Origin of the sequence: Thermodesulfovibrio thiophilus DSM 17215 (genome assembly GCF_000423865.1) — a bacterium.
Lineage (GTDB): Bacteria > Nitrospirota > Thermodesulfovibrionia > Thermodesulfovibrionales > Thermodesulfovibrionaceae > Thermodesulfovibrio > Thermodesulfovibrio thiophilus.
The window spans coordinates 82,947-101,320 of sequence record NZ_AUIU01000016.1 but is presented as its reverse complement, the minus strand read 5'-3'; the positions used below and the strand labels follow the sequence as shown (position 1 = coordinate 101,320).

Genomic DNA, 18,374 nt, shown 5'->3' with positions numbered 1-18,374 from the left:
AACTCATGGAATATAAAGAGACAATAAATGAGCTTTATAAAAGAAGAACTAAAGGAATAAAGCTAGGACTTGACAGAGTTTTTTCTACACTTGAACGACTCGGTAATCCTCAAAAAGAATTTAAATCTATTCATATTGCAGGGACTAATGGTAAAGGCTCAGTTTCTAAAATAATTTATAATTTATTAAGAGCTCATGGATGCAATGTTGGGCTTTTTACATCGCCTCATCTTACAAGATTTACAGAAAGAATTGTTGTTAATGATATTGAAATATCCGAAGATGATATTTTAAGACTTATTGAAAAAATCAAGCCTTATTCTGAGGATCTTACATTTTTTGAGTATATAACTGTTATGGCATTTCTTTACTTTAAAGAAAAAAATATTGAATACGCTGTTCTTGAAACAGGAATGGGAGGAAGACTTGATGCAACAAATGTTGTAAATCCAGAGATTTCTGTAATTACAAGTATCGGCGTTGATCATCAGAAATTTCTGGGTAATGATATAAAATCCATTGCATTTGAAAAAGCAGGAATCATAAAAAAAGGCATTCCTGTGGTTTCCTCAAACCAGCAGGTTGAGGTTGAAGAGTTATTAAGACAGAGGGCAAAACAGTTAAATAGCGACTTTTATATCTATGGTAAAGATTTTTTAAGTTTCTTGAATAAAATGAGTTTTGAAGGATTATGGTTTGATTTTTGTTTTTTTAAAAACTGCATACAGAAAAAAGTTGACTGTACTGTTCAACCTGAAAGGGATTCTAAAAGGATTTTTTCTCTATTCCTTCCCCTAACAGGCTTTCACCAGCTTGAAAATGTATCTGTGGCTTTGGAAGCTTTTATTCGTTCATATCCTCAGTGGAATGAAGATTCTATAAAAGAGGGGCTTAAAAATGTAAAAATGTATGGAAGACTCGAGGTTATTTCTCATGATCCACTGATTATCCTTGATATTGCTCATAATCCTCATGCAGCGAAAAGTCTTGTGAGTTCTCTTAAGATGCTTACAGATAAAAAACCGGTTGTTGTTTTTGGAGTAATGAAAGATAAAGATTTTAAAGGAGTTATAAAACATTTTGATGGTTATGCACATTCTTTTTTCTTTACAACTCCTGCTTATGAAAGAGCATTAAAGATTGATGAGTTTTTATCGCAACTCAATGGAGATTTTCGGATACAAATCTCCTGTGTTACTGACTCTGAGCAAGCATTTAAACAAGCTTTAAATGTTTGCAGGGAAAAACCTCATCTTTATCTTTTATGTACAGGTTCATCTTACCTGATCGGTGAAATAAAAGAGTTTTTCGGTGAAAAGTCATTGCATAAAGGATTGGGCGAGTTGTTATGAAAGTGCTAATTGTTTTACTGGTTCTTTTTCTGCCCTGCCTTGCATTCTCAATAGAGATAACATCAGATACACTTGAACATTTTGATGAAGAACAGAAATCTGTTGCAACTGGAAATGTTCATATGGTTGATCCAAATTTTGAGATGAGAGCTCAAAAAGCAATTTACTACGAAAAAACAAATGAGGTAGAAGCATACAAAGATTTTTATTACAACGATTCAACAATGACTGCCTGGGCAGAAGAGGGTAAATTCAATATTGATAAAAAAACTGCTCTTCTTAAAAATGCTCTAATTCATATAAAAGATCAGGATTTCTGGATTAGAGCTCAAGAAATTGAGCGATTAAGTGAAATAAAGTATAAAGCCAGGAAAGCTAAAGTTTCAACCTGTGAGCCTGAGCCAGACAAGTCTCAACCATGGTGTTTTACAGGAGAATTTGTAGATTTTGTTGTTGATGACGCGGTGGTATCAAAACTCAGTACATTTCAAGTTAAAGATGTACCTGTTTTATTTTCTCCTATATTTTCTGGACCTGGAGGAAACAATCGTAAATCAGGATTTCTACCTTTAAAATTTGGTAACTCTAATACACGTGGATTTCGCTTCAGTCCTGCTTACTACCTTGTTATAGACAGTAATAAAGACGCCACTTTTTATCTTGATTATTTTTCAAAAACCGGACTGGGCAAGGGTCTTGAATATAGGTATCTTGATTTTGATACAAAAGGTATGTGGCATGTTTATAATATCAATGATAAAGACATTGACAAAGACTTCTTTGAAATCCGAGGTATTCATGTTCAAAAATTTAGAGGTATTGACCTTCTTGTAGATGTGAACTATGTGAATAAAAAGGATTTTTATAGGGAATATGGAGATACTCGTCAGATTTCAAAAACTTTTCTTTTTAAAGATTATGGCAAAGATCTTTCTGCTGAATACGACCGATTTCTGCAGTCCTCAGTTGAGCTATCTGTTCCTGCAGTCCAATCAAGATTTTATTTGCTCGGTCAGGCATGGAAAGATTTAAGATGGGACGGGGAAAGTCCACCTTTAAAAACCGAGCTCGGCTATGTTGTTTCTCCATTTAAAATTGGTCCTTTCACTGCAAATTTTAACATCAATGCTGGAGAATTTTATAAAGAAGACGGGCTTAAAGGACAGAGATTTCAGATTAATCCCAAATTGAGCTATACGATGGGAGACAGTGTAAGGCTAACTCAGACTTTAAGTGCCAGATCAATTTTTTATGACCTTACCCATACTTCGCCTTATGAAGATACATCGCACAGAGAGATGTTGCAGTACGATGTAAAGGGATCTATGAGGCTTTACAATCGAAATGAAAACTTTACACATATAGCTGAGCCATTTGTTGAAGGAGTTTTCATAGAAGTTAACAATAAACCACCAGTTTTAGAGGAAGCAGAATTTATTGAGGATACATCTCTTATAAGAGCAGGAGTGTATAATAAATTAATTTTTAGAAAGTTTACTCTTGAAGCAAGAATTGCTCAGGTATATGATTTCAGAGCCAAAAACGACTGGGACAATCTTTATCCTATTTTGTTTGAAACAAAACTTTCTTTCTGGAAAATAAGCCTTGGATTTGATACATATCAGAATATAACAAAAAAAAGAACAGAAACATTTAATAACTGGATAGGTTTCAATCCTGATCCAACAACATCTATATCATTGGGTCATAGATACACAAGAGATAATACAGTAAGCCCGTCTTATCTGTGGGCTCCTACAATAAGAGGACAGTACCGTGATCAAGGAGATACAGGAGGAATAAATAATTATTCAATGACAATTGTTAAGCAATTAACTGAAAAATGGTCATTTGCTGGCAATATAAACTATGACAAGAAACAACATGGAGAAAGATTGAGAGATACATCGCTTGATGTAAGATATGCTGAAAAATGCTGGGCAAGTATTGTATCACTGAAAAGAAAACCCATTTATAGAGATGGAAGAGAGACATCAGAGTTTAGTTTTATCATAAGTTTTGAATTGAAAGGATTGGGTGGTCCGATAAAACTTTTATGAACGCAGTTTTAATTCTTGATAAACCAAAAAGTATTACAAGTCAGAATGCGGTAACTGAGGTAAGAAGAATTCTAAAAATTAAAAAAGCCGGCCATTCTGGTACACTTGATCCAATGGCAACAGGAGTACTGCTTGTCTGTCTAAATGAAGCCACAAAGATAACTTCAATGCTTATGGATCTTGAAAAAGAGTATGTATTTAAAGCAAGGTTTGGTGTGGTGACAGATAGTTATGATGCTGAAGGGAAAATAACCAGAGTGGTGGAAAAATTTGATCTTAATAGGAGAGATATTGAAAAAATAATAGAAAAATACATCGGTGAAATAATGCAGATCCCTCCAATGTATTCAGCCGTAAAAGTGAATGGCAGTCCTCTGCATAAGTTTGCAAGGAAAGGTGTAGAGGTCGAAAGAAAACCCAAGAGAATTTTCATTAAATCAATAACAGTAGAGAAGTTTCAGCCACCTTTTGTTACGTTCAGAGTGATATGTGGTAAAGGAACATATGTAAGATCTCTTTGCTATGATATAGGAATTGATGTAGGAGTGGGAGCGCATATTGTGGAGCTTGTACGTACACGAATTGGAGAGTTCAAAATAGAAAATTCAATTAATTTAGAGCAGTTGCGATTATTTTGTTCATCTGAGCATAGTAGGAACTCTTCTCATTTTTTGAAAAGCATTTTAACCATAGATGAGGCATTGTATTTTCTTCCTTCGCTTACAATACAGGATGCATTTGCGAGCAAATTTTTAAATGGAAATTTTATTAAAATAACAAGCGGGATTTTACCTGCTGGCTATGTAAAAATAAAAGATAAAATCGGTAGAATATTAGGAATAGGACTCAGTAATGGCATAATAATAAAACCTGAAAGAATCATACGGGAGGCCAATCAATGATTACGAGGTATACAAGAAAAGAGATGGGACAGATATGGAGCATGGAGAACAAATTCAGAAAATGGCTTGAAGTCGAGATTGCTGTCTGTGAGGCATGGGCTGAGCTTGGTAAAATTCCAACAGATGCTTTAAGGCAAATCAAACAAAAAGCCAGTTTTGACATTCAACGAATTGATGAGATCGAAAAAACTGTAAAACACGATGTAATTGCCTTTCTTACATCTGTTGCTGAAAGTGTTGGTCCGGTATCAAGATACATTCATATGGGACTTACGTCTTCTGATGTTGTTGATACAGCACTGGCTTTGCAGATAAAAGAGGCATCAGATCTTATACTCAAGGATCTTATTAAACTTAAAGAAATCTTCAAAAAAAAGGCTTTCCAATATAAAGATACTGTTTGCATGGGTAGGAGTCATGGTGTTCATGCAGAGCCAACATCATTTGGTTTGAGATTTGCTCTCTGGTATGAGGAAACCAGCAGAAACATTGAAAGAATTCAATCGGCAATCGATAGAATAAGTATTGGAAAAATTTCAGGAGCTGTTGGAACATTTTCCAATATACCTCCAGAAATTGAAGACATTGCGCTTCGTAAACTGAATTTAAAACCTGAACCAGTGGCAACTCAGGTTGTACAGAGAGACAGACATGCTGAGTTTTTAAGTGTTCTTGCCTTGATTGCAGCATTAGTGGAAAAGGTTGCACTGGAAATAAGGCATCTCCAGAGAACTGAAGTTTTTGAAGCAGAAGAACCATTCACTGAAGGACAGAAAGGATCATCTGCCATGCCTCATAAAAGAAACCCTGTGGGATGTGAGAATCTGTGCGGACTTGCAAGGCTTGTTCGTAGTAATGCATTTGCAAGCTTTGAGAACATTGCATTATGGCATGACAGGGATATCTCTCATTCCTCTGTTGAAAGAGTGATTATTCCAGATAACTGTATTCTTGTTGATTATATGCTAACCAGACTGTATGGGATAATCAAGGATTTAAGAGTTTATCCTGAAAGGATGTTAAGAAATATCAATCTGAGTTATGGATTATACAACTCTCAAAGAGTGTTGCTTGCTCTTGTTGATAAGGGTCTTACTCGTGAAGAAGCATATAAAATCGTTCAATCAAATGCTATGCAGAGCTGGAAGGAAGGCAGATCTTTTATGGATCTGTTATTAAAAGATAAAGTAGTAAAAAAATATCTTGGTGAAGATGAAATAAAGGATATTTTTGATTTAAACTACTACACAAGAAATATTGAATATATCTATAAAAGAGTTTTTGAGTGATTTTAACCTATTCATGTTTGGTATTAATAATAAACTAATGACAGAATAGATTTAGAAAAATTTGACTTAAAGAATCTATAAATCGAGGAGGGTTTTATGAGTAGAGATATCACAAAAATCAGAAACATTGCAATTGTTGCCCATGCAGGTGCAGGTAATACAAAACTTGCAGAACAGATACTTTTTAAAACAGGACAGATTGACAGAGTTGTTACAGGCGAGACATCTGGAAAAGTAATTGATTATGAGCCAGAAGAACTTTCAAGAAATATGACTCTGAGCTGCAAGGTAGCTTACTGTGATTATAAAGATTACAGAATTAACATCATAGACACCCCCGGTTTTGTTAACTTTCTTGAAGATACGAAAAATGCTCTCAGAGTTGTGGATGGCGCTGTTGTTATAGTAAGTGCTCTTTCTGGTGTTAAGGCTGAAACAGAAAGAATCTGGAAATATTGTGATGATTATGATCTTCCAAGAGTTGTCTTTGTGAACAAACTTGATAAAGAGAATTCATCCTTTGATAGAGCAGTGGCGGAAATTGAAAAAGTTTTCGGACAGGAAGCAATTCCTTTAACCCTGCCAATTGGAGAAGGAGATAATTTAAAAGGCATTGTTGATTTAATTTCTTTAAGAGCGATACTACAGGATGGAAAATCTATAAAAGAAGCGCCAATTCCGGATGAATTAACTGCCAGAGTTGAAGAATACAGGAAAAAGTTTGTCGAAAAGATTGCAGAGCTTGATGACAGCCTTCTTGAAAAGTATCTGGAAGGTCAGGAATTGACAGAGGAAGAGTTAATAAAAGGATTGCACGATGCATCCATTGCAAGAAGATTCATTCCTGTTTTGGCAGGATCAGCATTGCTTGGGATAGGAGTTGATGCATTACTTGACAGTATAATACTAACACTTCCAGATCCCAAAGAGAGAGCTAATATTTATCCAATAAAGGGAATAAATCCCAGAGATGCAAAAGAAGCTATAAGACAACCAGATGAGTCAGAGCCTTTTACAGGATATGTTTTTAAAACTTTAGTTGACCCTTTTACTGGCAAAATTTCTTATATAAGAATATTCTCCGGTGTGCTTAAGGCTGATTCTAATGTTTTAAATCCAAATACAGGAACAAAGGAGAGAATCGGACAGATTTATTATGTAATGGGCAAGACTCTTAATCCATGTCAGAAAGCCGGACCTGGAGAGATTGTCGCAACTGTTAAACTTAAAGATACATTAACAGGGCATACACTCTGTGATGAAAATAATCCCATAATGCTTTCTGAAGTCAGATTTACAGAGCCTATTATATCCTTTGCAATTGCACCAAAAACAAGAGGAGATGAAGAAAAAGTAAGTGCAGGACTTCATAAACTCCTTGAAGAAGATCCAACTCTTAAGTTTGTAAGAGATGAGGAATCAAAAGATATGATTTTAAGCGGAATGGGACAGGTTCATATAGAAGTTGCACTTGAAAAACTAAAGAGAAAGTTCGGTGTTGAAGTGAATCTCATGGCACCCAAGGTTCCATACAGAGAAACAATAAGGGCGACTGCCAGGGCACAGGGTAAATACAAAAAACAGTCAGGCGGAAGAGGTCAGTATGGAGACTGTTGGATAGAAATAGAGCCACTTCCAAGAGGTGAAGGATATCAATTTGTGGATAAGATAGTTGGAGGTGTAATTCCACAGCAGTATCGTCCGGCTGTTGAGAAAGGAATTCTTGAAACAATGAAAGAGGGAATCCTTGCATACTATCCTATAATAGATTTGAAAGTCACACTTTATGATGGTTCTTACCATCCTGTTGATTCATCAGAGATGGCATTTAAGATAGCAGGTTCCATGGCTTTGAAAAAAGCATTTATGGATGCAAAACCTGTATTGCTTGAACCAATCATGAAGGCAGAAATTATTGTTCCAGATGAAACGCTTGGAACAGTAATAGGAGACCTCAATGCAAGAAGAGGTAAAGTTCAGGGAGTGGAACCTCAGGCAGGAGGTAATCAAAAGATAATCGCTCTTATTCCTATGGCAGAGATGCTCACATATGCAAATCAGCTTCACAGTATGACATCGGGAAGAGGAATATACTCAATGGAATTTTCCCACTATGAAGAAGTTCCATCACATATAGCACAGAAAATAATCGAGCAGAGACAGAAAGAGCGTCAGGCAAAGGTAGAAGAATGAAAAAACCCTGGGGTGGAAGGTTCAAAGATAAGACAGCGAAAATCCTTGAAGAATTCTCTGAATCAGTTTCTTTTGACAGGAGACTCTGGAAAGAGGATATTGAAGGCAGCATTGCACATGCAAAGATGCTGCACAAACAGGGCATCATTGATGATAAAGAGCTAAATCAATTAATCGAGGGTCTTCAGGAGATATCAAAAGAAATTGAAGAAGGAAGATTTGTATTCAGAACAGAGCTTGAAGATGTTCATATGAACATTGAAAGAGCACTTATTGATAAAATTGGCGCTACTGGCGCAAAACTTCACACCGCCCGCTCAAGAAATGACCAGGTTGCTACGGATTTAAGGCTTTATCTTCGGAAAGAAGTATCTGAAATAGTTGAGTTAATACATGCTTTACAGAAAACATTGATTAGTCTTGCTGAAAAGAATATTGATACATTAATGCCGGGATATACTCATATGCAAAAAGCCCAACCTGTGCTTCTTGGACATCATCTCTTAGCTTATGCATGGATGTTAAAAAGAGACCTCGAACGATTTAAAGAGAGCTTAAAAAGGATCAACCAGTGTCCTCTTGGTGCATGTGCCATTGCAGGAAGTTCTTTACCAATTGACAGGGAGTTTACCGCAAGAGAACTTGGATTTGAAGGAGTGATTCCAAACAGCATGGATGCTGTATCTGATAGAGATTTTGTTCTTGATGTTTTATATGCAGGTTCTGTAGTTATGATGCATCTAAGCAGACTTTGTGAAGAACTGATTATATGGTCAACAGATGAGTTCAAGTTTATAGAGCTTCCTGATAGATTCACAACAGGCTCGAGCATGATGCCTCAGAAAAAAAATCCCGATCCTGCTGAGTTAATAAGAGGGAAAACAGGACGAGTCTATGGAAACCTCATTTCACTTCTTACAACAATGAAGGCACTTCCACTTGCATATAACAGAGATATGCAGGAGGATAAGGAACCTGTTTTTGACACAATTGACACAGTAAACTTGAGTCTCAGGATTATTAATGAGATGCTTCCTGAGATTAAATTTCATAGAGAAAAATTGGAATCCTCTGCAGAAGATGGATTCACAACTGCAACAGACCTCGCAGAATACCTTGTACGAAAGGGAATACCGTTCAGGCTTGCTCATGAAATTACAGGAAAGATCGTTCTTCACTGTATTGAACATGGTAAAAAACTTTCTGAAATGAAAATAAAAGAGTTTAAAGAATTTTCCGATAAAATTGAAGAAGATGTCTATAATATTCTTACAGCAAGTGGTTCAATTGAAGCAAAAAAATCATATGGAAGCACTTCAAAACAGATGTTAATACAGCAGATAAAACTTTTGAAAAAAACAGCAGGATTATAGTGAGAGCATTTATATTTTTTCTTATTTTGTTTCTTATTGCAGGCTGTGGGAAAAAAATGGATCCAACACTTGAAGACTATCTTCAGCCATCGCCGGTTAGAGAACTCAAGCTGTCAGCTTTTACTGATAAAATTGTGGTTTCATGGAGTTATCCTGAAAAAAATAAACTGAAAATAAGCAGTTTTCTTTTGGAACGAGAAAGTGATGGGCAGAAAAAATCTCTGGGTTTTTTAGAGACTGACGTAAGTTCTTATGAAGATAAAGATTTCACTTTTGGGCAGACATATAAATATCGCATTTTTGCCGTAAATAAGAAAGGCATTTACAGTGATCCAGTTGAAAATATGATAGCAGCGAAAAAACTACCTGAAATTGAAAGGCTGAATTATCAAATAACACCTGATGGAGTGTTACTTTCCTGGAATCTTCAAAATGAAGCGCAATTTTCTGATGATTCTAAACATAAAGATTCAGACTCATTGATGTTTAACATTTACAGAATTTCAGCAACTAAAGAAAAAATAAAAAAAGGTTCAACTGATAAAAGCTTTTTTCTTGATGAAATGAGCTCTTCAATGTTTAAATCTTACGCATTAACATTTCTGACTTATTTTGTTACCCCTTATGTATCCACAGAATCTACTTACATAGAAGGGCAAGGAACTGAAATAACCATTCCTCTTGAAGAATTTATTCCTTCTGAACCACAGGAGATTTTTTGGACAGTCAATGAAAATGGAGTCTATATTTCTTGGAAAGAAATTCCGGAAAAATGGATTAAAGCATACAGAATTTACAGAATGAGTGAGAGAGGTTTTGTATTAATTGGTGAAAGTCTCATTCCTCTCTTTTTTGATTCGGATTATAAGAGGCTTGATAATGAAGAAATCAATCTTAAATATAAGATAACCGTTGTCGGTCCTGCTTTTGAAACCCAGGGAGTGGTGATTGATGTTAGGTAAATTTTTTAACATATTGATTATATACCCCCTGCAGGAATCGAACCTGCGACACCAGGTTTAGGAAACCTGTGCTCTATCCTACTGAGCTAAGGGGGCTAAAAAAATTATAGCAAAAACCAAATTAAAATTCCAAAAAACCTAATGAAGATAGTGTGCAGGTTTTTGAGTTTAAATATAAATGTTAACAATGCCGGGAAATATGCTTAATTGACAAATTGGTCCTTTTTAAGGTAATTTATATTTTTAATGCTGATAAAAATTCTTTTGAGGTGATGAATAAAAATGAGGACAGCATTTGTAAAGAAAGAAGAAGTTGATAGAAAATGGTATGTTTTTGATGCTGATGGACAGACGCTTGGAAGATTTGCATCAAGAATTGCAAAAATTTTAATGGGGAAAAACAAACCAACTTATACTCCAAACGTGGATGATGGAGATTTTGTTGTTGTTATTAATGCTGAAAAGGTCAAAATAACAGGTAAAAAACTTACTGATAAGGTTTACTATCATCATACAGGATATATTGGTAGTCTTAAATCTGAAACTCTTAAAGACAGATTGGCAAAAGAACCTGAAGAAGTGATTGTTGATGCTGTATGGGGCATGCTTCCCAAAACAAGACTGGGCAGGAAAATGATTAAAAAATTAAAAGTTTACAGAGGCTCAGAGCATCCTCATAAAGCTCAAAAACCCGAGCCTCTTAAAATAAGTTAGATTTGAGGTGAAAAATTATGGCTTCAATTGATAATTTGGCTACTGGAAGAAGAAAAAGGTCAGTTGCAAGAGTTATTTTGGTGCCTGGCTCTGGAAAAATTACAGTAAATGATAAACCCATTGAGGAGTATTTCCAGAGAGAAACTTTAAGAATGCTTCTTTATCAGCCTTTTCATGTGGCAGGAGTAACAGGCAAATATGATGCAATTGTCAATGTGGATGGAGGTGGGTTGAGTGGTCAGGCAGGAGCAATAAGGCATGGAATTGCAAGAGCTCTGGTCAGTCTTAATCCAGATGTCAAACCTAAACTTAAAAAAGAAGGACTTCTTACAAGAGATCCAAGAGAAGTAGAAAGAAAGAAATACGGACAGCCAAAGGCAAGAAAGAGATTTCAGTTCTCAAAGAGATAAAATGCTCAGAGTTTTTATATGTGGTGGAAGTGGTTATACTGGAAGCGAGCTCTTACGAATTCTTGCAGGGCATGATGATGTTGAAATAGTTGGTGTTACTTCAGAAAAATCAGCAGGGGTAGCTGTGAATGAACTTTTCCCTGCTTTTTTTATTTATAAAAACCTTGAATTTGAAAATCTCAAGCTTGAAGAAATCAGAAATAGAGCTGATGTTTATTTTCTTGCTCTTCCACATGGAAAATCCCAGGAAGTGGCATCTGCTCTTATGGATGCTGGAAGAAAAATAATAGATCTCTCTGCTGATTTCAGAATTAAAGATGCATCAGTATATGAAACATGGTATAAAACTCAACATTTATATCCGGAATTGCTTGAAAAAGCAGTATATGGATTGTCCGAGATATACAGAGAGCAGATTAAAAAAGCTCAGCTCATAGCTAATCCTGGATGTTATCCAACAAGTGTAATTCTTCCGCTTTATCCTTTTTTAAAAGCAGGATTGATTGAACCAGACACAATTGTTGCAGACTCAAAATCAGGAGTGTCTGGATCAGGAAGAAAGGCTGATATCAGTATTAGTTTTTGTGAGGTAAACGAGGACTTCAGAGCCTATAATATAGCAAAGCACAGGCATACTCCTGAGATCGAGCAGGAATTAAGCAGTATAGTAGCTAAACCTTTAACTATTGATTTTACAACACATCTGCTTCCTTTGAATCGTGGAATTTTATCAACAATTTATGCAAAGCTGAAAAAAAGTTTGAAGACTTCTGATGCAATCGATATTCTCAAAGAATTCTATCAAAACGAACCATTTATTCATATAATGACTGATGGACAGCTTCCATCCATCAAATATGTAAGGGGAACAAACTACTGCTTCATAACCGCGGTGGTTAATCAGAGAACCAGGCGATTAATTCTTATCTCAGCAATAGACAACCTTATAAAAGGTGCTTCAGGACAGGCGGTGCAGAACATGAATATCATGTTTGGGATTGATGAAACAAAAGCTCTTAAGAATCTTGCACTAATTCCGTAATCACACCTCCACCGAGAACTTTTTCACCTTCATAAAAAACAGCACTCTGTCCTGGTGTTGGTGCAAACTGAGGATTATCAAAGGTTATTTTAAGCCGGTGATTGTTAATCAGAGTAATACTGGCTCTTTCTGGTTTCATGGCATAACGAATCTTTACTTCACATTTGAATTTATTTTCTGCTGGTTCACAAAGCCAGTTAGAATCGTCAACATAAAACTCTCTCATATAGGCATCTTTTCTGGATGCAATGTAAACAGCATTTATAGATGGTTCTATCTGAACAACATAGGCAGGATATCCAACTGAAACACCGATTCTCTTTCTCTGGCCAATTGTAAAGAGATGAATTCCTCCATGCTGACCAACTGTTTTACCTGTTGATTTTTCAATTATAGGTCCAGATGCGGCCTTCATCATCTCATAGTATTTTTTTTCTCTTAAAAAACATATTTCTAAGCTTTCCTCTGCCACTTTTGAAGGAAGGTCCAATGTTTCGGCAATTTTTTTTACTTCATCTTTTGTATACTGTCCTAATGGAAAAATAATATGATTTAGCAGTGATTTATCTATTCCATATAAAAAATAAGATTGGTCTTTTTTATTATCAACACCTTTAAGTAGAAAAACATTGTCATTCTCCTTTGAAATTCTTGCATAGTGTCCGGTTGCAATAAATTGGGCTTTTGTTAAATCCGCTAGTTTTGCTAAAACATGAAATTTGATATATCTGTTACATATAATACAGGGATTTGGAGTGATTCCTTGTGAGTAACCTTCAAAAAAAGGGTCAATAACTTTTTCTTTGAAGTATTCTCTTAAATCTTTAATATGAAGCTTTATTCCTAAAAACCTTGCTGTTTGCGCGGCTAATTCCAGATTGGATGGATTATCAAAAAGCACGAAAAATACTCCTTCCACAGCCATTCCCTGCTTTATCAATAAATAGGCTGCAGTAGAAGAATCAACTCCTCCACTCATTGCAACGACCACTTTTTTCATTTTCATTCCGGGTGCTATAATTTATTATAACTGGAGAGGTGCCAGAGTGGACGAATGGGGCGGTCTCGAAAACCGCTGTGGTGTAGACCACCGAGGGTTCGAATCCCTCCCTCTCCGCCAATTTTTACTTTCTGGATTTTGGCAGAAATTTTGGACAAGGTATGCTGCGCTCTCTGCGAGGGCTCTCCAGCCGATTTTAGGTGCAAAATTAAATTTTTTGTCTTTGTTCCGCAAAGCGGAATGCTAGAAGCGGGCTTTTCTTATTAGAAATCAAAAAATTTGTTATCATAAACTTGTTGAGAGAAGTATAACATATTTTTATACTCTCAAAAATAGGATACTATGGTAACTACTGGGGAAAATATAAAAAAATTAAGAACGAAGCAAGGATTAAGCCAAGATGACTCGGCGTGGAAAGCCGGGCTTAAATACTCTACGCTCGCAAAGATTGAGGGTGATTTTGTAAAGAAGCCTGGCGTTCAGCTAATAGCTAAGATTGCGAAAGCCCTCGGTGTTGCCATTGAAGATTTACTGAAATAAAGAACTTTGATCACTATGAGCGAACTTAGAAAAAAAGCATTCCAACTAATTATCTTTCTTGGGATTATTAGTTTGCTCGGCGACATTATTTATGAGGGTGCTCGCGGAGTAAGCGGACAGTATTTGCAGATACTTGGAGTAAATGCGGCAACGGTTGGCTTTATCGTGGGTTTAGGTGAATTATTGGGCTACCTTTTTCGTCTCGCTTCCGGATTTTTCGCCGATAAAACAAAATCATATTGGCTGTTTACCATAGTTGGATATGGCCTTTTAATATCCGTACCACTGATTTCTTTAACCGGCATATGGCAGATAGTCGCAATCTTGATAATTTTGGAAAGAATTGGCAAGGGTGTTCGCACTCCGGCACGTGACACTATTGTATCCCATGCGTCAAAACAAATCGGCAGTGGTTATACTTTTGGTATAGCTGAATTTATTGATCAGATCGGCGCGGTTATCGGGCCGTTGATTTTTTCCTTTGTGCTTGCTGGCGTTGTTTCCGGCCAAAACGTAATTGCCGCGTATCAGCAAGGATTTAGTTATACCTGGTTGCCTTATATTCTGCTTTTGGGGATGCTTTGGTTTACCTACACACGATTTAAGAATTCGGAAAAATTAGAAACGATTGTTCAGCAAAAAGGCGATGATGAAAAAAAATTGCCGAAAGTATTTTGGCTCTATGCTCTATTTGTTTTCATTACCACGGTCGGGTTTGTCAGTTTTGCTTTGGTCGGTTTCCATTTAAAAAAATATGGTATTTTGCATGACGCGTATATTCCCCTTCTGTATGCTACAGCAATAGGAGCGGTTGATGCTATTGCGGGTTTGGCCATGGGAAAATTATACGACAAGCTCAATAACCGTTCGGGGAACCATAACAGTGGGCTGGTATTGTTGCTTGCCATACCGATAACCTCTGCCCTCGTTCCGATTTTTATTTTTTCCAAAACATTGGGTTTTATTATTGTTGGAACAGTGCTTTTTGGTTTTGGCATGGGGCTGCAGGAAGTCATTATGAAAGCGGCGGTTGCCGATATGACCCCTCTTGCCAAAAGATCAACGGCATATGGAATTTTTAATTTTTCTCTTGGTTTGGCTTTTTTCATTGGCGGAACTCTCGCCGGGTTTTTGTATGATTATTCCATCCCAATCTTGATTATTTTTCTAACCGCCGTAGAGTTGATGGCTATTCCAGTATTTTATATGATGAAAAAGGAAATCAAATGAAGAATTTGCCGCCAAAGAACAAAATCTGTAAGATTTTTTTCGCGGGCTAACGCCTGAGAAAAACTTGAAATCGTAAATTGGCGGTACCTTTTAGACAAAGTCCGAACCTTTTTTGATGAACATCCGGAAGCTGACTTTTTGCCCGTCCGCATTGCTCGCTTCGTGAGCGATCCGATGATTTTTAGAATAGAAAAAAGATGAATGCTCTTATCCCGCCCTCGAGTACGCGGGCATTTAAAATTAAACTCCATAAAATTCTCTTTACATTATCAAAATAATTTTGTATCATAACTAATCTTGCTACAATTTAGTAGACACAGAGATAAGACTATATATAAAAATATATAGAGAGGTGCATAAAAATGATTAAAAGACTAGTTTTTTTAGTCTTTTCGATGATTTTTTCACTTCATAACTTCACCATAGCCTCCGAACCACCTGCTGACCCCATCCTTCGCATAGAAACAGGCATGCATACAGCAACAATAAGGAAAATCTCTATAGATGCTGAAAACCGCTATCTTGTAACAGGCTCAGATGACAAAACTATTCGTGTTTGGGAGCTATCAAGGGGGAGGCTCTTAAAGACTATAAGACCACCCATAGGAGAAGGAGATGAAGGAAAGATATATTCAGTTGCCATCTCACCTGATGCAAAGACCATTGCTGCAGGTGGCTCGACAGGATATGAATGGCATGGTTCTAATTCAATCTATGTTTTTAATTTAGAAAATGACTTACTTATTACAAAAATCACAGGTCTATCTACTATTGATCATTTAGCTTACTCAAAGGATGGCAGATTTCTTGCTGCAGGACTTGCCAATGGCATAATAATCTTCCATATTGCTGATACTGTAGCTAACGATAAAGTAGTTAAAATAGTGGATAAAGTAGTTACACAAGATCTGGCTTATGGGGGTAGTGTTTATGGTATTGACTTTGACATAAATGGTAGGCTTGTAGCCACATCTTATGATGGCTACATTCGGCTCTATGACCGGAATTTTAAGTCAATCAGAAAGGTAAAAACAAAAGGTGGCAAAGAGCCTTATGGTGTTAGTTTTTCACCTGATGGCTCTAAAATTGCTGTAGGATTTGGTGATTCAACAAAAGTAGATGTCTACTCAGGCAAAGACCTATCTTATCTTTACTCACCCGATACAGTGGGAGTTGATAATGGTAGTTTAATAAGTGTTACCTGGTCATATGATGGTAAATATCTTTATGCAGGAGGAGAGTACGAAAACAACATTTTAGAAAAATTTATCATCCGCCGTTGGTCAGGTGAAGGAAAGGGAAGCTACATAGACCTACCTGCAGCAGATAGCACTATTATGCATATACTTCCCCTTAAAAACAATGGAATTGTATTTGGGGCAGGAGAACCCTCTTTTGGTATATTTGATGCATCTGACAGAAAGTTAATTTACAAAACACCAGCTATTGCAGACTTTAGAGGTAACTTAGAAGAATTTCTTATATCCTATGATGGCTCAATAGTTAAGTTTGGATATGAAGTGTGGGGTAAATCCCCTGCCATATTCTCTGTTATTGAGAGGGGGCTTAAGATAGATGTTGATACTGTCTCTAAGGAATCTCAAATACTTAGCCCTTCTGTTAACTCTACAGAAGATTTAAGGATTACTGACTGGCAAGATTCATATAATCCCAAAGTAAATGGCATTGCTCTTAAACTTAAGCCTTATGAGTTCTCAAGAAGTGTTGCTATTTCACCTGATGGCACAAAATTACTTTTAGGAACAGACTGGAATCTTTACCTTTTTGACAAAAAGGGAAATCAAATATGGGAGGTCCCTGCACCTCAAATTGCGTGGAGTGTAAATATCTCTGGTAATGGAAAAGTGGCAGTTGCAGCCTTTGGCGACGGGACAATCAGATGGTATAGGATGAATGATGGAAAGGAAATTCTTGCTCTTTTTCCTCATAATGACAGAAAAAGATGGATTATCTGGACACCCTCTGGTTATTATGATGCCTCACCAGGAGCAGAAGACCTAATTGTTTGGCATATAAACAATGGAAACAATGCTTCAGCAGATGTATTCCCTGTATCAAAATTTAGAAACAAGTACTATAGACCTGATGTTATAGCGAAAATATTCCAGACCCTTGATGAAGGAGAAGCTATAAGAATTGCCAATGAAGAATCAGGAAGAAAGACCATAGCTGTATCAATCAAAGAGATGCTACCACCAGTTGTAACCATAATAAGTCCCCATGATGGAGAAGAGGTTTCAAAAAGTGAGATTACTGTAAGATTCAGCATAAGAAATCCTTCAGGTGAACCAGTAACAACTATAAAAGCCCTTATAGATGGAAGACCTGACTCAACAGAAAGAGGGATAAAAATAACAGGGAAAGATGAAAGCACCCAAGAGATAAAAATAACTATTCCAGAGAGTGATTCAGAGATATCGATCATAGCAGAGAATAGATTTTCAGCCAGTGAGCCTGCAACAATAAGGGTAAAATGGAAGGGAGAAAGAAAAGAAGAGTTTGCAATAAAGCCAAAGTTATACATCCTTGCCATAGGAGTAAGCAAATATCAGGACAAAACTTTAACCCTTCAGTATGCCTCAAAGGACGCCAAAGATTTTGTAGAAGCGATGAAAAAACAAAAGGTCAAACTTTACAGGGATGTGGTGGTAAAACTCCTTACAGATGAGAAGGCTACAAAAGATAATATCCTTGATGGACTTGAGTGGCTACAGAAGGAGACAACGAGCAAGGATGTAGCAATGGTATTTTTAGCAGGACATGGGGTAAACGACCAGGGAGGGAACTACTACTTTTTATCAGTAAATACAGACACAGAAAAACTAAAAAGGACAGGGGTAGCCTTTTCAGACATTAAAAACACAGTGGTATCATTGGCTGGAAAGGTGATTATGTTTGTAGATACCTGCCATTCTGGCAATGTAATGGGAGCAAAAAGGGGAATAGCCGATATTAATGCGGTAGCCAACGAACTTGCAAGTGCGGAAAACGGTGTGGTAGTCTTTGCTTCTTCTACTGGAAGACAGTATTCTCTTGAAGACCATGCTTGGGGAAATGGAGTGTTTACGAAAGCGGTTGTAGAAGGATTAAATGGCGGGGCAGATTATGAAAAAACGGGTAAGATTACTATAAACATGCTTGACTTATATATTTCAGAAAGAGTAAAAGAGCTAACACATGGAAAACAAACACCTACAACAACAAAGCCCCAGACAGTACCAGATTTTCCAATAGCAGTGGTTAGGTAAGATAGAAATGTCAATAAAGATGGCTGGACTTAAATGGG

The 18,374-nt window shown here is 36.6% G+C and carries 14 protein-coding genes and 2 tRNA genes; 14 read left to right on the top strand and 2 right to left on the bottom strand.

Annotated features, from left to right (window positions below):
• Positions 1–5: 5 nt before the first annotated feature.
• From G581_RS11090 to G581_RS0108105, 7 genes are all read left to right on the top strand, one after another.
• On the top strand, positions 6–1,352 hold the full coding sequence (locus G581_RS11090) for a bifunctional folylpolyglutamate synthase/dihydrofolate synthase (RefSeq protein WP_051179081.1): 1,347 nt from the start codon (positions 6–8) through the stop codon (positions 1,350–1,352).
• Entirely contained in the window at positions 1,349–3,412 is a 2,064-nt protein-coding gene (locus tag G581_RS0108130) for an LPS-assembly protein LptD (protein WP_028845398.1), read from the top strand. The genes G581_RS11090 and G581_RS0108130 overlap by 4 nt, the downstream gene beginning before the upstream one ends.
• Entirely contained in the window at positions 3,409–4,314 is a 906-nt protein-coding gene (gene truB / locus G581_RS11085) for a tRNA pseudouridine(55) synthase TruB (RefSeq protein ID WP_051179079.1), read from the top strand. Before G581_RS0108130 ends, truB begins: the two co-directional genes overlap by 4 nt.
• Complete coding sequence (gene purB, locus G581_RS0108120) at positions 4,311–5,603, top strand: adenylosuccinate lyase (protein ID WP_028845397.1); 1,293 nt, start codon at positions 4,311–4,313, stop codon at positions 5,601–5,603. Before truB ends, purB begins: the two co-directional genes overlap by 4 nt.
• Before the next feature lie 96 nt (positions 5,604–5,699).
• Positions 5,700–7,796, top strand: coding sequence for an elongation factor G (gene fusA, locus G581_RS0108115; protein WP_028845396.1), 2,097 nt, complete (start codon positions 5,700–5,702; stop codon positions 7,794–7,796).
• The gene (argH, locus tag G581_RS0108110) at positions 7,793–9,169 is read left to right on the top strand and encodes an argininosuccinate lyase (protein WP_028845395.1); all 1,377 of its coding nucleotides are present in this window, start codon (positions 7,793–7,795) and stop codon (positions 9,167–9,169) included. Before fusA ends, argH begins: the two co-directional genes overlap by 4 nt.
• Complete coding sequence (locus tag G581_RS0108105) at positions 9,169–10,131, top strand: fibronectin type III domain-containing protein (RefSeq protein WP_028845394.1); 963 nt, start codon at positions 9,169–9,171, stop codon at positions 10,129–10,131. Before argH ends, G581_RS0108105 begins: the two co-directional genes overlap by 1 nt.
• A 22-nt stretch (positions 10,132–10,153) precedes the next feature.
• Here the strand turns inward: G581_RS0108105 and G581_RS0108100 are convergent.
• Positions 10,154–10,227 (bottom strand) — tRNA-Arg (locus tag G581_RS0108100).
• Positions 10,228–10,413: 186 nt separating this feature from the next.
• On the opposite strand from G581_RS0108100, the gene rplM reads away from it, so the two are divergent.
• Genes rplM through argC form a run of 3 tightly spaced genes read left to right on the top strand, consistent with a single transcriptional unit; the run spans position 10,414 to position 12,297 of the window.
• A complete protein-coding gene (gene rplM, locus G581_RS0108095) occupies positions 10,414–10,845 on the top strand; it encodes a 50S ribosomal protein L13 (RefSeq protein ID WP_028845393.1) in 432 nt (143 codons plus the stop codon).
• Positions 10,846–10,862: 17 nt separating this feature from the next.
• A complete protein-coding gene (rpsI, locus tag G581_RS0108090; protein ID WP_028845392.1) occupies positions 10,863–11,255 on the top strand; it encodes a 30S ribosomal protein S9 in 393 nt (130 codons plus the stop codon).
• 1 nt (position 11,256) lies between these two features.
• Positions 11,257–12,297, top strand: a complete 1,041-nt coding sequence (gene argC, locus G581_RS0108085; protein ID WP_028845391.1) for an N-acetyl-gamma-glutamyl-phosphate reductase — start codon at positions 11,257–11,259, stop codon at positions 12,295–12,297.
• Here the strand turns inward: argC and mnmA are convergent.
• Positions 12,272–13,303 (bottom strand): tRNA 2-thiouridine(34) synthase MnmA, encoded by a 1,032-nt coding sequence (mnmA, locus tag G581_RS0108080; protein WP_028845390.1) that lies wholly within the window; start codon positions 13,301–13,303, stop codon positions 12,272–12,274. The genes argC and mnmA overlap by 26 nt on opposite strands.
• A 26-nt stretch (positions 13,304–13,329) precedes the next feature.
• Between mnmA and G581_RS0108075 the strand changes: the two genes are divergently transcribed.
• From G581_RS0108075 to G581_RS0108060, 4 genes are all read left to right on the top strand, one after another.
• Positions 13,330–13,417, top strand: a tRNA-Ser gene (locus tag G581_RS0108075).
• A gap of 222 nt (positions 13,418–13,639) precedes the next feature.
• Complete coding sequence (locus tag G581_RS0108070; protein WP_028845389.1) at positions 13,640–13,837, top strand: helix-turn-helix domain-containing protein; 198 nt, start codon at positions 13,640–13,642, stop codon at positions 13,835–13,837.
• A gap of 15 nt (positions 13,838–13,852) precedes the next feature.
• Positions 13,853–15,067, top strand: a complete 1,215-nt coding sequence (locus G581_RS0108065) for an MFS transporter (RefSeq protein ID WP_028845388.1) — start codon at positions 13,853–13,855, stop codon at positions 15,065–15,067.
• Positions 15,068–15,429: 362 nt separating this feature from the next.
• Positions 15,430–18,336 carry a caspase family protein gene (locus tag G581_RS0108060; protein WP_028845387.1) on the top strand — a complete coding sequence of 969 codons (2,907 nt, stop codon included), beginning with the start codon at positions 15,430–15,432 and terminating at the stop codon, positions 18,334–18,336.
• Positions 18,337–18,374 lie beyond the last annotated feature (38 nt).